Source organism: Falsiroseomonas tokyonensis (genome assembly GCF_019024325.1).
GTDB lineage: Bacteria > Pseudomonadota > Alphaproteobacteria > Acetobacterales > Acetobacteraceae > Falsiroseomonas > Falsiroseomonas tokyonensis.
The window spans coordinates 38478-54093 of the sequence record NZ_JAFNJS010000014.1; the positions used below are offsets into that span (position 1 = coordinate 38478).

Below are 15616 nucleotides of genomic sequence, written 5' to 3' on the forward strand. Positions count from 1 at the left end.
AGGCAGCAGCAAGAACAAATTCAGCGCGGTTGAATTTCCAGAGGCGGACTGCCGGTAAGGCGACAACGCACAGCCACGAGCGCCCTGGCGGAACACAGTGGGAAAAAAATCATACAATCTCGTCTCCTCTCTTGCCTAGGCGTGAGGGGAAAGGCGCATAGGTTCCGGCGCCGCCTCTCACTGGGGAGGCGGGCTAAGGGCCTCGCGCGACCGCCAGGAGGTCCTGCCCGCACCAAGGAACTGCGCCATGCGCTATCCTTACTGCAGGCATCAAGTGGACCGCTGTACGGGCGACGTGAGCGCTTGGCCCTGCCGCTGGAACGAAAGTTCCATCCACTCGAAGCCTCCCGGGGCACCAAGGGCGGTGACCAGGGGAAATACGAAAGCGGCGATCATTAGGATCGCGACGCTACGCTCGATCTATTTAGTCTCGTTCCGCCAGGTGTTGTAGGCCGGAAAACTCACAAAATTGTGGGTGTGGTCTCAGATGGGCAGTCTACCTTGCGCAGTTACAGCACCTCGTGGCGCGTCGTCCTGTCTTCCGGCGCCCATTCCGGTAGAGACGCGGGTTACCCCGCGCCCCCCGGACAGATCCGAGCGTGCGCTGATAATCCGGCTCCCGCTTCGGGTGTTTGATGATGAAGCGTTGTTGCGAATACGCGTGCTGGACCCTGGCTGGCGCCAGCCACCGTGCGGCGATGGTCGTCATCCGTGTCCAGGTCAATAGGCCCATATTGCTGCGGCGTCCGAGCGCCAGCTTCCAGTGCCAGATGGCTTAGTGCGCGAAGAACGTGATGGCCAACGAGTTGGCGGACACAGCGTAATGCGCGAGATAGCCGCGCACGACCTGGTCGAGCCAGCGCCCTTGCCCGCGGCGGAACCGGTCGCGCCATTTGAGACATGTCTCACCGCGCCCAGCGAAGGTTGGATTCCGGTTGCTACCGCTGCTCCAGCCGGTTTCCCAACCTCATTCTCTGTTCAGCAGTAGCCGGCGGTCACGGCCAGATTTGGCGGGGCTTTGCGCCCGAAGCTCGGGATAGCGACTGCCCCGAGGTTGGCACTTTCTCTCTCCGACCGACCAATTCTCTCTGCACCTCGGGACTTGGGCGATTATTTCCCAAGCCGACAACACGTTGATTTTGTTCGCTATCCAACCCGCCCGCACTGCTTTGAGTTGCGGTCGGCTTCGCCTGCCAATGACAACCCGGCGCCAACTCAGGGCGGCGACGCACCCGAGCCGGACCCCTTATCGGGCCGATAGGTGGCGGCAAAAATGTTGTCCGTGAGGAATTTCCGGAACGACGGGTCGTCCTGGAACATCTTGAAAAGCTCGACGTGGTCCGCGACGAGGTCGTTCATCGCCCGTTGGAGAGCTGCGTCATGCTCTATTCGGGCATTCTGCCGATCGGAGTTCCGGACCGCATTCTGGAAGGCCTTGTCCGCAGACACCTTGGCCGGCAACTCCTCGGTGATCACCTTCCGGATCTTGTCCCCGTCTTTCCAGTCGACGTTCCCAAACTGGTCGTTGAACGCCTGGATGATGTTGCTCAGTCGGTCCAGTTCGGGCTCTGGCTTTCGGCCGCCGCCACTGGTCGGCACTGGATCGACCTCGGCATCGGTGTCCGGCAAGGCCACAGCCATCGATGCCTGGACCTCAACCCGGTAGCTGTCCATGTCGACCGCCTCGAGGATGCCCTTCGATAGGTCTTCCTCCCGCGGCGCTGGCAGTTTCGGGATCAGGAAATTGAGGAAGGTGGCGAGCTTTTCCCACTCCGCATTGGTGTACGGCAGGATGGACGCCAGAAAGCCGTAGGTCCGAACGAACGCCTTCGCCTTCCCCTTGAAGTCGACCTGTCCATCCTCATCCAGGTCGCTCAGGTATGTGGCGACGCAGGCATCCAGGATGGGGTCCAGAGCATCCCGTGGCGCGCCGGACAGGTAGCGGGCGACGAGGTCGTCCACCTGAGCCGCGTCGTACACCTGGTGGCCGTCGAGCGCGGCCTTCAGGTCGTGCAGCTTATTCGGGTCGGTCTGCTCGCTGAGGATCGTCGTGCGGTAGTAGGGCGCGAAGGACGCCTCGATCACGTCAGCATCGTTCTGGAAATCGAGCACGAACGTGTCGTGCTTCTTCGGGTGCGCACGGTTGAGCCGCGACAGGGTCTGCACCGCCTTTACCCCGGAGAGCGCCTTGTCCACGTACATCGTGTGAAGCAGGGGCTCATCGTAGCCCGTCTGGAACTTGTCGGCGCAGATCAGGAACCGATACGGGTCCTTCTGGATGCGCTCCTCGATGGCACTGCTCGGGAAGCCGTTCAGCGATGCCTCGGTGACCTTCTGCCCGCCATACTCATGCTCGCCCGAGAAGGCGACGATGGCCTGGTACGGGCTCTTCCGCTCCCGCAGGTAATCTCGGAACGCGTGAAAGTACTGGATCGCGCGCTGAATGCCCCCCGTCACCACCATCGCTCGCGCGTCACCACCAATTTTCCTTCGGGCGATGACCTGGTCGTGGAAGTGATCGACCATGATCTCCGCCTTCTGGCGGATCGCGTGCTCGTGCCCCTCGACGTAGCTGCGGAGCTTCTTCTTCGCCCGGTTGGAGTCGAATTCGGGGTCGTCCTCCACCGCCTTGGCCAGGCGGTAGTAGCTCCGGATGGGCGTGTACTGGGCCAGCACGTCCAGGATGAAACCTTCCTGGATGGCCTGCTTCATCGTATAGGTGTGGAAGGGGCGGTGCTTGGTGACGCCGCCTTCAGTGAACGGCGTGCCGAACACCTCCAGCGTCTTGTTCTTCGGCGTGGCCGTGAAGGCGAAGTAGCTGGCGTTGGGGAGGACCTTCCGCGATTCCATGATCCGGTTGATCGTGTCCTCGACCGTCTCGTCCTCTTCCTGCCCCTCGCCGCCAGCGCCCGAGAGGGCGATGTTCATCTTGGCAGAGGTGCGGCCGCCCTGGCTGGAATGTGCCTCGTCGATGATGATGGCGAAGCGCTTGCCACGATGCTCATCGCCGATCTCGTCGAGGATCACCGGGAACTTCTGCACCGTCGTGATGACGATCTTCTTGCCCGTCTTCAGGAATTCGCGCAGCGCGCCGGACCGATCGGCATGCCCGACAACCGATGCCACCTGAGCGAACTGCTTGATCGTGTCCCGGATCTGCTTGTCGAGCAGCCGCCGATCGGTCACGACGATTGCGGTGTCGAATGCCAGGCGCCCCGCATGCTCCAACCCGACCAACTGATGCGCGAGCCAGGCGATAGAGTTGCTCTTGCCGCTGCCGGCCGAGTGCTGGATCAGGTAACGCCGCCCGACACCGTGATCCCCGGCGTGGCGCAGCAGTTCCCGCACCACGTCGAGCTGATGGTAGCGGGGGAACACCTGGCGCGGAGGCTTCTTCTTGCCGTGCTCGTCCCGCTCCTCGACGATCTGAGCGTAGTTCTCCAGGATCTCGGTCAGGCGCGGCTTGGTCAGCATGTCGCGCCACAGGTAGTCGGTCTTCAACCCGGCTCGGTTGGGCGGATTCCCGGCTCCATCGTTCCAGCCCTTGTTGAAGGGCAGGAACCAAGACTCCTTCCCCTTCAGATGGGTGCACATCCGAACCTCGGCATCGTCCACGGCGAAGTGGACGACGCAGCGCCCGAACTTGAACAGCGCCTCCCGCGGATCGCGGTCGCGCTTGAACTGTTCGACCGCGTCCGCGACGGTCTGCTTCGTCAGGCTGTTCTTGAGCTCGAAGGTGGAGATCGGCAGTCCGTTGATGAAGGTCGCCATGTCGAGCGACTGCGCACCGCCATCCTTGGCGTAGCGCAGCTGCCGCGTGACGCTGAAGATGTTCGCGACGTGCAGCTCGACGGCCTTGGCATTCGCGGCCGAGGGCGTGCCGAAGAACAGCTCGACGGAGACAGGGCCGTCCTTCACCCCGCTGCGAAGCACGTCGATCACACCGCGCTTCGCAACTTCGCCCTGCAGGCGATGGAGAAACTTGAGGCGCTTGGCCTCATCCTCCAGCCCAAGCTGCGTGACCGCCTCGGGCTGTGTGGCTCGGAGGAACGCCAGGAGCTTCGGCACATCCACCGCGTGGTCGCGGTCGTAGTCCTTGGGGTCGCCGAGCACATAGCCGGCGTCATCGACCAGCGATCGCGCGATGAGCGCTTCGAGGCCCTTCTCGCTGGTGTCGGTACTCACGCCGCGGGCGTGGTCACGCGGCCCGGCAGCCAGCCCTGACCGGCCAGCGTGTCGAGCGCCAGGCCGATCTGCCGCGGCGAGAAGCGGCGCTTCCGCTCACCCCAGCCATGCACACGAACGACGATGTCCGCCGGCGTCGCGTCCGGGGCATCCTTGGCGACCCAGTGCACGGTAGAGAGTAGCTCCAGCCCGAACGGCGTCTCGAAGCCCTGGACGAGCGCAGCCACGCGATCGAAATGCGCCCGCGTCGCCTCCTCTCCTTCGAGGAAGGTCATGGCGTCATCCACGGCACCCGGCACGAGGGTGAGCTGCTTGTCCGGGGCGTCGCCGCCGTCACGGTAGCCCGCAACCAGATGCCCCTCGACCTGGGCGAGGACATTGCCGAGGTTCTCGGCGAAGGGGCCGTAGGGCGCCTTGGCATAGCGCAGGCGCAGGGGCTGCCCGGCCTCCTGCATGAAGTACATGAGCTTGTGCACTTCCAGCAGCGTCACGAACGGGTCCATCAGGCCGCCCAGATAGCGGTGCATCAGCCCGACCAGCGCAGCCCGGCCGGCGGTCATCGGCGGGACCTTGCTCGAGGCCATGCCGCGGCCATCCACGGGGGCGCCGGCGGGCTCGAACAGAATGACCTCGAGATCGTTGATGCCGCGCAGCGCCTCGACGATGCGCGGCTTGACGTCGCGCCACTCCAAGCCGCCAAGGCCACTGCCCAGCGGCGGGATGGCGATGGAGCGGATGCCCCGCGCCCGGATCTCGGTGGCCAGGGCGACGAGCCCGCTCTCGATGTCCTCGATCCGGCTATTGCCGCGCCAGTGGCGTTTAGTGGGGAAGTTGATGATCCAGCGCGGCCGGGTCAGCTGTCCGACCTCGACGACAAACATCTGGCCAGGCTGCACGTCGCCCCGGTCGCACGCGGCCTTGTAGGCTTTGAAATTCTCCGGGAAGGCATTCTTGAACTGAAGTGCCACGCCGCGGCCCATTATGCCCACGCAGTTCACGGTGTTCACCAGCGCCTCGGCCGGCTCGGCGAGGAGGTCTCCGATTTTGCTGGTGATCATCCGATTCTCCTCCGCATCAGTAGTACCAGTCCGTCCGGACCTGAACAGGCGGCATGTGGTCCGCGCCGTCCAGTATTTCCCTCACGCGCTTCTGCATATCGATGGTCCGAACGCCGATCCTCTCGACAAGAGACCACGGGAAGCGTTCGTGGACGAGAAATTCAGCCTGCTTGCCTTCCTTCACATCGGATGAGCGGAAATCCGTGGCCTGGACCGCCGTCCAGTTGATATCGCTGAGCTGGCTCAAGTCTTTCCTGAACGACTGATAGTTCGCGCCGGCATTCCCAAGCGAGAAGGCCCACCGTCGCCCCACCTTGTCCGCGCGCTCCACCACGGTGTGGAGGTCCGCTTCAAGCGTGACGATAGGGACTTGGCCGCCCCGGTAATCGAGCCCCGGCGCGTTCCCCATATATAGCAAGTAGAGCATGATCGAGCGAGGACAAAAGTAGAACGGAACGTAGTCCCCGACATAGGTCTTCGGGTGGCAGGTAACCGGCAGCGTGAGCCGGCGGTCCTTGATCCCCTGCATGCCGATGACCGTTCCGGCACCGGCGCGCGCCCTGATGGCGGCATCGCTGTAGAGCCGCTTGTTCGCCACCACTGAGGCAAGCCGGTCCACATGCAGGATGTGGTAGATCTTCGGCTTCGCTGGCGGTGCAGCCGTCATTCATCGACCTCGGCAAGCGCCACGTCGGCATTGTCCTCGTCGTCGGCATCCTCGGCTGTCGTTGCCTCCTCATCCTCCAAAGGCGGAGCCTCGCCGTCGCTCTCGTCGGCGAGCATCGCCAAGGCTGCGGCGCGGACGTCGAGCTTCCCGGTAACTGCGTCGGCAATCAGGCGCTCCCGGTACTCCTCGACCAACTTGATCTCTCTAACGAGCTTTTCAGCTGCGGCATTGATCTCGCCCAGCACACGGTCGAGGTGGTTGGCGATCGCCTCTTGCTCGTCGGGCGGCGGTACGGGGACCTCAATCGCGCCGAGTTCGGGCTTCGTCACGTGCACCAGGCCGATGATGCCGTGCGCGTTATCCTCGACCCGCTTGGTGACTGCGCGCAGGGCGTAGAAGAAAAACCGGCGATGAAGCGAGAAGCTCTCCAGCTTGAAGATGTGCTGGTTGAGGTATGCGGGGAAGGCCCGATCCCATTCAAAGGAACCGAATGACGTCCCGCGGTTGCCTGACCAAGCGAACAGTAGGTCTCCCGGCTGAATCAGCAGTCGCTCTGGAAGGTCCGCCCGATCTGTGTAGTTGAACTGGTCGCTCCCGTTGAGGTTCTCGATGCGGATGATCGGCGTACCCGCGTCCTTCCAATCCGAGGGCTTGAACGCAATGCCATTGGAGAAGCGGGTCAGGTATTTCAGCCGCTTCAACTGCCAATGCGACGGGATCAGCGGGACCGAGTCGAGCGGCGTTGCCTTCATGGCCGCGGCCGGATTGACGCCCCGCGTTACGGCGTCGTTGATAATGCCCTGACGGCGCTCCTTCAGCACAGCAAGCATGCGGCGTCGGTTCCGGATCAGACGTGTCGTCAGCCGCCCGTGCGCGTCAAGGTGATCAGCAAGGCGTCGCTGCTCTTCGGGTGGCGGGAAGGGAATAGCCGTTGCCCCGAACCGATCCGTGTAAAGTCGTAGGAAGCCTGCGGTCCCGGTTCCAAGGCCCTTCGACTGCCGTCGGAATTCGGCGCCAAGCTCGCGGGTCTGCATGAGGTAGACGAGGAAACGAGGGTCGGCCGGGCATAAGGGTTGAAAGACCGCGTAGTCCGGGCTGACCAAGCCATCGCGCGTGGAGAATGCCATCATACCGCTCGAAGCGCGCATGCGGTTCAGTACGAACTGACCAGCCTGGACACGCTTGAAGCCGATCACGTCCGAGGCATCGATCGGCTTCTTCGAGACGTCTTTATGTGGGACCAAGCCCCGGAATTGCCGGAGAGACAGCAGAACTTCTTCGCCGGTCTCGGTCCGGTCGACCACCTCACGAAAGACATACTTCAAGCGCCGAACATCCCACTGGCTCGGCACTCGTGGCAGCCAAGCAAGGCTGCTCTCACGATATTCTGGATAAGGCGATAGCTTCGACCCCATGGTTCAGGCCGCGCTAACGACCTGGCGTAGCAGGTCCGCGGCTTCCCGCTCCAGCGCCAGAATGTCTTGCTCGATCGCAGCCAGGTCGCGCAACGGCTTCGGCTGATGGAAGTGGCGCGTGAAGGAGATTTCGTAGCCGATCTCCGTCCGGTCCTCGTCCACCCAGGCATCCTCCGCGTGCGGCAGCACCTCGCGTCGGATGAAGGCCTCAATGCCGCCCTCCTCCAGGAAGGGCACCTGCTCCGTGTCGCGCAGCTCGGGGTCGGGCTCGTACTCCACCACGACCGTGCGGCCACCCAGCTTCTGCTGGTAGCGGCCGTGCAGCGCTTCCTGCTCTGGCTCGGTGCCGGGCTTGGGCTTCGACTGCTTGCGAATGACCGGCGCCGCCTTCGGGTCGCGCCGCCCGAGCACGGCCAGCAGCAGCTTTTCCCGCTTGGCGGTCAGGGATTCGTCCTTCGCCGCGGCCGCGGTGCGGATCGTCGCGAGCACGGCGTTGATGTCCAGGTGGGGACCGGCGCCGAGCGTCGGCGCCACTGCGTCAACGAGGTCAGCGAGCGCCTCGTCCTTCGCCGCCACCGCGGCGCGACGCAGGCTGCGCAGCGAGGCATCATCAAGCCGTGCGGCCAGCCGGAGCGGACGCTCCACAACCACCTTCCAATAGCCGAAGGAAGCGTTCGGCAGCACCTTGGTGCGCACACGCCGCACCTCACCCGCTGCTGCCGGCTCCGGCAGATTGGCTTGGCTGAGAAAGACGTCGGAGACCTCTCGGATGTCGTCCGGCCCCATCTCGCAATTCTTCTTCCCGAGGTTGCGGCGTAGCGGGCGGGAGCATGCCGTCGCGTCGATCAGCTGCACCAAGCCTCGTCGCTCATCGGCCTTGCGGTTGCTCAGCACCCAGACGTAGGTCGCGATGCCCGTGTTGTAGAAGATGCCCTCCGGCAGGGCGACGATGGCTTCTAGCCAGTCGTTCTCGATCACCCAGCGGCGGATGTTGCTCTCGCCAGATCCCGCATCACCCGTGAACAACGATGAGCCGTTGTGCACCTCGGCGATTCGGCTGCCGAGCGGCGTGCTGCGCTTCATCTTCGCCAGCTTGTTGGCCAGGAACATCAGCTGCCCGTCCGAGGAGCGCGTGACGAGGCTGAATTCAGCGTCACCGCCATGCTGGATGACGAAGCGCGGGTCCTTCAGATCCTTCTTGCCGCCCATCCGCTCGAGGTCGGTCTTCCAGCTTTTGCCGTAGGGTGGGTTGGACAGCATGAAGTCAAATTCGAGCGAGGGGAACGCATCTGACGAGAGCGTGGAGCCGTGCTGGATGCGCTCCGCTTCGGCCCCCTCGCCCTTCAGCAGCAGGTCGGCTTTGCTGATGGCGTAGGTCTCGGCGTTCACCTCCTGGCCGAAGAGATGCGTGCTGATCTCCTTGCCATGATCTGCAGCGAGCTTGGTCAGCGCCTCTTCCGCGACCGTCAACATGCCGCCCGTTCCGCAGGCGGCGTCATAGATGAGATAGGTGCCGGACTCGATGCGCTCTGCGACAGGGAGGAAGATGAGGTTCGCCATCAGCTCGATGACGTCGCGCGGCGTGAAGTGCTCGCCAGCCTCCTCATTATTGTCCTCGTTGAAGCGACGAATTAGCTCCTCGAAGATCGTCCCCATGCTGTGGTTGTCGAGACCAGGCACACGCACCCGGCCGTCCTCATCCTTCACCGGATAGGGGGAGAGGTTGACGGATGGATGGAGGAACTTGTCGATGAGGGGGCCGAGCGCATCGGCTTCGACCAGCGTGTCGATCTGGTTCCGGAACTTGAACTTGGTCAGGATGTCCTGGACGTTCGGCGAGAAGCCATCGAGGTAGGCGGTGAAGTCGGCCTTCAGCTGCTGCTGGCGCGTTTTCGCGGTGAGGTCGCGCAGCGTGAAGGGCGAGATGTTGTAGAAGGCCTCGCCGGCCACCTGCTTCAGGGGCTGGTCCTGGTCCCGGACTCCGTTCTCGTCAAGAAACGCCTTGCGGGCGAGAACCGCTTCCTTCTTCGGTTCAAGTATCGCGTCAAGCCGGCGAATGACCGTCATCGGCAGGATGACGTCACGGTACTTTCCGCGGACATAAACGTCCCGGAGAACGTCGTCGGCGATTCCCCAAATGAAGTTCGAGATATTCAACCCGCTCAAGAATTCCCCCTCTTGCCGCAAGTCCCAGAGGGTGCCGCAGCCGATGCGGCACCTTAGCCTCTTGCCCTGGTCTCCCGCAACGAAGGCGGCCTGCTCCCCGCGGCCAAGGCGCTGGCCTGCTCGTGCCAGGATGCCGGGAAGGGCCGAAGCAGAGTTGGCAGGCCGACGTCGCACCGGCCCTCCAGGATCGCCTCGACCAGCTCCGGCGCCAGCAGCGTCAGGCTGAGGAGCTTCCCCAGGAAGGACCGATCCATCTTCTCGGCCGCCGCCAACTCGGTCAGCGACCCGTGGAGGCCCTGGTCAAGCATGCGCTGGTAGCGATGCGCCCTGGCTATTGCCTTCACCAGGGCAGGGTCGGCGCGGGTGGTGGTCGAAGACGAAACCTGCGAATCGGGCATCACGACCGTCTTCCTGCCCGGCCGGTGCCGGATGGCCAGCGGCACCCGGACCGTGATGCTGGTCGCCGTGGTCATGCTGCCGACCTCAGCGCATCGGGCGCAATGGCGCCGAGGTCGCGGACGAGTCCGCCGAGCCCGTCAAGCCGCAGCCGAATGTCGGCACCAGCCGGCCCTACCACCACCCGCTCCACCAGCGACCGCACAATCCGCGCCTGCTCCGCGGGAAACAGATGCTCCCAGAGCGGGTCGAGCCGATGCAGGGCGTCCTGCGTCTCGCCCTCAGTCAGGTCGGGCGCCTCCCTGCGCGCCGCCCGCCAGGTGCCGACCACGATCTCCGGCTGCCGCAACAGCGCCCGCACCTGATCCACCACCGCCGCCTCGATCTCCGCCGCCGAAACCCGGCGCACGATGCTGGCGTCGCCGGCCGCATCACCCTTCAGGACCCGCTGGGCCACGTAGTAGCGGTAGAGCCGGCCATTCTTCCGGGCGTGGGTCGGCGACAGCGCCCGGCCATCCACGCCGAAGATCAGCCCCTTCAGCAGCGCCGGCGTCTGCGCCCGATTCTGGTTGGCGCGGACCCGCGGGCTGACCTGCAGCACGGCGTGCGCCCGGTCCCACAGCTCCCGCGGCACGATGCCCTGGTGCTCACCGGGATAGATCTGCCCCTTGTGCGCGGCCTCGCCGACATAGGTCCGGTTGTTCAGCAGCTTATAGACGTCGCCCTTGTCGAGCGTTCGCCCTGCCTTGCTGGTGGCGCCCTCCGCCCGGAGGCGAGTCACCGTCTCAATGCCCGATCCTGTCTCGGCGAAGATTTCGAACACGCGGCGCACCCGCGGTGCCTCCTCCTCATTCACCACCAGCTTCCGTGCCACGACATCGTAGCCGAGCGGCACCTTGCCCCCCATCCACATGCCGCGAGCGCGCGAGGCGGCGAATTTGTCGCGGATCCGCTCGCCAATGACCTCTCGCTCGAACTGCGCGAAGCTGAGCAGGATGTTCAGCGTCAGCCGTCCCATGCTGGTGGTCGTGTTGAAGCTCTGGGTGACGGACACGAAAGTGACGCCGTGCGCATCCATCACCTCCACCAACTTAGCGAAATCCATCAGCGAGCGAGACAGGCGGTCGATCTTGTAGACCACGATCACGTCGACCAGGTCGGCCTGAATGTCGCGCAGAAGGCGCTGTAGCGCCGGCCGCTCCAGCGTGCCGCCGGAGAACCCGCCATCGTCGTAGCGGTCGCGGACCAGTACCCAGCCTTCGGCTCGCTGGCTGGTGATGTAGGCCTCACAAGCGTCGCGCTGCGCGTCGAGTGTGTTGAACTCCTTTTCCAACCCTTCGTCGGTAGACTTACGCGTATAGACAGCGCAGCGGAGCTTCTTGGTCGTCGCCGGCATGGCCGGCTCGATGCGGGCGCGACGGGTCATGCATCACCCCGCGCGCGCAGCCCGAAGAACGTCCAGCCATTCCACCGCGTCCCGGTGATGTGCCGCGCGATGGCCGACAGCGACTGATACGGCCGCCCCTCGAATTCGAAGTCGTTGATGCGCACGGTGACCACGTGCTGCACGCCCTGCCATTCCCGGATGAGGCGTGTGCCGGCCAGCGGGCGGCTGTCGGCGCGGATTCGGCGCAGGACGACGTTGCCGCCATCCAGTTGCTCGCCCAGCGCCACCAGCCGGTCAACGGTCTCGGGCTTCAGCCCGCCATAGGCCAATTCCTGGATGCGATAGGCCAGTCGGCTCTGGATGTAGGCCCGGTTCCAGGGCGGCGGCTCCTTGCCGAACAACTCCCGCCATTGCTCCTTCAGCGCGGCGGTGGGCGCCGCCTGCAGCGCGGCGAGCCGCGGCAGCACCTGCGTCGGTGGAATCTTCGGGATTGTGGGCGCTAGCGCGGGCGCAGTGGATCGTCTGGTCATGCGAGTCCCTTCCTGTTGGGGTTCGCATGCAGGCGCTGGTGGGCGGTGGAGTGTAGGCGAACGTCTCCCACCCCCCGAGCTATCTGTGCATCCCGCGCATGGTCTTCGGCAGCGCGGCTGCGCAGCCGCACCAGGCCGGCGGCCAGGATCGAGCAAACCTCCCGAAGGTGCGACGGGAGCTGCTGGTTCATCGGGCCGGATGCGGGAAGGCTCATCCCAAGCCATTACTCGGCAAGGCCAGAATCCGTATCACGTGACCGTTGCGCCGTGCTCACAACCTCCGATAGAAAGATTACGAATCATCAATTGGAGCTTCGCTTGGCCAAGAACGTCCGAAACTTCGTGAACCGCCTGTTCATGCAGACGGTCGACCTTGGCCTTCTTCAAGAACTCCTTGCGCCGCATGAGCCAGACATGGCCTTTAAGTGGCTTGAGCTTCCTGAAGACGAATCTGCCCAGCGGGATGCCCTCTTCCACCTCTTCCGGGAGCGCGGTGACGAGTTCCCCGATATATTGTTGGATGCGCTTCACTCAATACTGACACTTTCGACACCGAATGGAGCGCGGGCGCTTCAGGAGATTGCCGATGAGCGCGGCGTGCGACTGGCCGAGGAGGCCGAACCGGCACCCGCCGATGATCGGAAGCGCCTGACCGCGCGCCATCTCGCGCTGATCGCCTACCTGCACCACCGCGATATCTTTCAGCGAGCGGTCCATCGGCACGCGTTTTTCGCATCATCCCCCCTCAGGCTGATCGGAGCCAGGAAAGGAGTGGTGCCGCGGCACGAGGACGAGACGGCACGGGAAGCCTTCAAAGCCGCCTGCCGGGAATACTTCGCGCGACGTTACCAGGGGCGCATTTGCGACGTTTACTGGTACCCGGAAGCCACCCACATCAACCTGCTGGTCGAGCACGGGATGAACGCCGTGATCCTTCCCGTAGAAGAGGGCGGCCGGCAGACGACACGTCCTGTCCGCGAGATCACAGCAGACGCCATTTGCTTCGAGCCGGAGACGGGGCTCATCAAGGTGGCGGCCCGCGCCAAGGTCGAGCGCCTGAAGCTGGTGCACCTATTCGCCGAACATCTCCTCGACGATCCCGACTTTTTCTTTGGTCCGAAGAGCGATCAACTTTACCATCTGGCGCCCATCGAAAAGAAGGGCACCACCTGGAAGTTCGAGAACGACTGGGACGACGATCTGAAAAGCGTCAAGGTCGTCGAGATCGAGATCGATGAGGGGCAAGCAGGCAAAGGCGGCCGCGGAGGTTCCCCGTGGAGCCTCCGCATGACCGACACCCTGAATTCCGTGTCCCGGGTCGAGCGCGTGTGTCCAGACATCGATCTCTCGACCTTGAGGGTATCGGGGCTGAAGATGCGGATGCGCTTCGAAATCGACGGGGAGCGACGCGACGTCACGGTCGCGATCAAGGTGCCCAACACAGTCTCCTTTCGCGACCATCTGCTCGAGGCCCGGATATTCGAGCACCTTCGGCTCAACGGATTTCTGATGGATGACGACCCTGCTCGCCTCGCTGCTGCAGCAGATTGATCTGCATCCCATCCGCGCGCTGCCCGCCGCAGCCTGCGTAGGGTGGGAGCCGCTTCGAGATCACCTCCGCCAAGTGGGCATCCTGGCCTGGCGTCCACCGCTGGACGAGGCGGACGCAGCGGATGTCGAGTTTGTTGATGGCGAGCCCTACCTCACCGTCGTCCAAGATGATCTGCATGCGCGTTCGCTCGACATCGACTTTCGCGCGACGGCGGTCGCAATCCGCCGCGACAGCGGGATCACGGGTCCGCCTTTGGAACTGCTGGACGCACGGGTTGTGCGCATCGGTGCCGTCCCGGCCAAACCGTACCCGTGCGGCGTCTACCTGGTACGACTCCTGTCCGACCGGAATGCGCTGGACACCTTGTCGGCCATCAAGGCACGCCATGGTGCGGGTCGCGTGATCATCATGACACCGACATTGCGCTTCCTCAGTCCCGAGACGCTTCGTTTGATTCAGCCACTCGGCGTCACCATCAGCCCCGTCGCCGAGCGCATAGCTGGCGCCCTGCCCGCGCCTTTCCGAATCCTGCTCGACGATCTTGTCAGCGGACAGGATGCGTCTCCGCGCGAGGATGCTCTGCAGATCGACGAGATTCGCTCGGTTGCGGCCTTTCGGGGCAGCGAGCTTTCGCTGACCCCCCGTGAATTCCACGCCCTGCGAGAACTCGCCGGTGCGGCTGCCGACCGCGATCCCATCGTTTCGAGGGGTGCGATCCTGGATGTTCTCGCCAGATACTCGACCCATGGCGAGGAGCCGAGAGACGAGCAGGTGACACTGGTCATCTCGGCCATCAAGAAGGTCATTGCGGCAGCAGCGTCACCGGAAGAGAAAGCCTCGGACGCGCTCATCCGGACCGTTCGCGGTGTAGGGTACGAGCTTCGGCTGCCGGCTGACCGCATCTGGTTTCGACGCTCGGACGCACGAGCAGAATAGCTTCCACATAGGTTCGGATAGCTTCCACACAGGTTGAATCCCCCCGCGAACGGCACGGTCCGCCCATCAACTCGATGGAAAGGACCACCGATGGCTTCCCGCCCCAATCTCCCCGACCTCGCTCCGGCCCACCATCTCGCCGGCGTTGCAGCCTCGGCCCTGTGCCGCAGCCTCGGCCTGCCGCCTGAGGATCGCGAAGACTTCCGCCAGGATCTTCTTGTCGATCTTCTGACCCGTCTTCCTGCCTACGACCCTGCGAAGGGCGAGTTCGGCGCCTTCGCTCGGGTCTGCATCCGGAATGCTGCCGCACTGATCGCCGGCAAAGCCCGTCGCCAGCGCGCTGCCCGCCATCCGCGCTCCCTCGACGATGCCGTTCCCAACACCGAAGGCCTGACGCTGGGCGACACCATCGCGGAGGCGGATGGATACGGCGCGTGGTGCGGCCAGTCCACCGACGCCATCGGCGCGCTGGAACGCCGCCTCGACCTGGAGCGCGCGGCCGGCGCAGTCGCCCCCGAGGACTACCCGCTCTGCGCAGCGCTCAGCGAGCACACGCCGCACGAGTTCGGCGAGCAGAAGACGATGCCGCGCATGCGCATCTATCGCCGCATCCGGGAAATCCGCCTGCGGCTGCTCGCCGCCGGCATCCCCTCCGCCGCCTGATACGGATTTGGAGGTGGATGAGTAATGGCTGTCATGGACACCAGCATCACCGACATCCGCGCAGTGGTGGCGCCTCTCACCGAGGCTTCCCTCTGCGCCTGGCTGGGCGCCGCGGCTCCCGGCGACAGCATCACCTACCACCGCGGCGCGCTCGCCCGGCAGGTCTGCCCGCAGTTGCAGTGCCTGCCCGAGCCGGAGCGCACCGCGCTGCAGCGCCTGGCGGCCCGCGCCTGGAAGCTGGCCGAGCTCGGCCTTGCCGACATCGTGCAGCGCCGCCACGGCTACGAGGACTACGACTACATCCTCGTCGCCCGCCGTCGCCCGCGCCGCGCCTCCTCCGCCATCCTGCCGATGCTGCTCGCGGAGGCCGCGTGATGGACGCGCTCCGCACCAACCGCCCGACCCTCGACGCGCTGCGCCACATGCAGGTGAGCGACGTCATCGCGCTGCCCGCCGAGCATCTGGCGCTGCTGCAGACCGATGCGCGCGAGGCGCTGGATGCCGCCAAGCGCATGCAGGACTGGATCGAGGCCGCGATCGCGCTCCGCTACGAGCAGCGCGCCATCGGCGCCCGTGCCGCTGCCGGCAAGGACACCGGCACGGTCCGCTTCCAGGACGGCGCCGTGGAGATCGCGGTCGATCTGCCGAAGAAGGTGGATTG

General features: G+C 64.6%; 12 protein-coding genes and 1 pseudogene. 5 read left to right on the forward strand and 8 right to left on the reverse strand.

The annotated features are described in order from the left end of the window. Positions 1-1215 precede the first annotated feature (1215 nt). The 8 genes from J3S20_RS27795 to J3S20_RS27830 form a co-directional block, all read right to left on the reverse strand. On the reverse strand, positions 1216-4185 hold the full coding sequence (locus J3S20_RS27795; RefSeq protein ID WP_216840193.1) for a type I restriction endonuclease subunit R: 2970 nt from the start codon (positions 4183-4185) through the stop codon (positions 1216-1218). Next, complete coding sequence (gene darG, locus J3S20_RS27800) at positions 4182-5243, reverse strand: type II toxin-antitoxin system antitoxin DNA ADP-ribosyl glycohydrolase DarG (protein ID WP_216840194.1); 1062 nt, start codon at positions 5241-5243, stop codon at positions 4182-4184. The genes J3S20_RS27795 and darG overlap by 4 nt, the downstream gene beginning before the upstream one ends. Positions 5244-5259: 16 nt before the next feature. After that, positions 5260-5910: a type II toxin-antitoxin system toxin DNA ADP-ribosyl transferase DarT gene (darT, locus tag J3S20_RS27805; RefSeq protein WP_216840195.1), complete on the reverse strand. Its 651-nt coding sequence runs from the start codon at positions 5908-5910 to the stop codon at positions 5260-5262. Further along, positions 5907-7235: a restriction endonuclease subunit S gene (locus tag J3S20_RS27810; protein ID WP_216840196.1), complete on the reverse strand. Its 1329-nt coding sequence runs from the start codon at positions 7233-7235 to the stop codon at positions 5907-5909. Before J3S20_RS27810 ends, darT begins: the two co-directional genes overlap by 4 nt. 93 nt (positions 7236-7328) lie before the next feature. Further along, positions 7329-9491: a type I restriction-modification system subunit M gene (locus J3S20_RS27815; protein WP_216840197.1), complete on the reverse strand. Its 2163-nt coding sequence runs from the start codon at positions 9489-9491 to the stop codon at positions 7329-7331. A gap of 53 nt (positions 9492-9544) precedes the next feature. Beyond that, positions 9545-9964, reverse strand: coding sequence for a hypothetical protein (locus J3S20_RS27820; RefSeq protein WP_037302132.1), 420 nt, complete (start codon positions 9962-9964; stop codon positions 9545-9547). Then, positions 9961-11313, reverse strand: coding sequence for a recombinase family protein (locus tag J3S20_RS27825; protein WP_027286256.1), 1353 nt, complete (start codon positions 11311-11313; stop codon positions 9961-9963). Before J3S20_RS27825 ends, J3S20_RS27820 begins: the two co-directional genes overlap by 4 nt. Then, positions 11310-11741 carry a DUF2924 domain-containing protein gene (locus tag J3S20_RS27830; protein WP_456305714.1) on the reverse strand — a complete coding sequence of 144 codons (432 nt, stop codon included), beginning with the start codon at positions 11739-11741 and terminating at the stop codon, positions 11310-11312. The genes J3S20_RS27825 and J3S20_RS27830 overlap by 4 nt, the downstream gene beginning before the upstream one ends. Positions 11742-12122: 381 nt before the next feature. Here J3S20_RS27830 and J3S20_RS27835 point away from each other — a divergent pair, with 381 nt between their 5' ends. The 5 genes and pseudogenes from J3S20_RS27835 to J3S20_RS27855 form a co-directional block, all read left to right on the forward strand. Then, positions 12123-13355: a hypothetical protein gene (locus J3S20_RS27835; RefSeq protein WP_156910205.1), complete on the forward strand. Its 1233-nt coding sequence runs from the start codon at positions 12123-12125 to the stop codon at positions 13353-13355. Beyond that, positions 13318-14292, forward strand: coding sequence for a winged helix-turn-helix domain-containing protein (locus J3S20_RS27840; RefSeq protein ID WP_027286253.1), 975 nt, complete (start codon positions 13318-13320; stop codon positions 14290-14292). The genes J3S20_RS27835 and J3S20_RS27840 overlap by 38 nt, the downstream gene beginning before the upstream one ends. Positions 14293-14382: 90 nt before the next feature. Continuing rightward, entirely contained in the window at positions 14383-14955 is a 573-nt protein-coding gene (locus J3S20_RS27845) for a sigma factor (protein WP_027286252.1), read from the forward strand. 33 nt (positions 14956-14988) lie between these two features. Beyond that, a complete protein-coding gene (locus tag J3S20_RS27850; RefSeq protein ID WP_216840198.1) occupies positions 14989-15330 on the forward strand; it encodes a hypothetical protein in 342 nt (113 codons plus the stop codon). Beyond that, positions 15330-15616: pseudogene (locus tag J3S20_RS27855) on the forward strand (hypothetical protein); the annotation flags it as partial. The gene J3S20_RS27850 and the pseudogene J3S20_RS27855, both read left to right, overlap by 1 nt.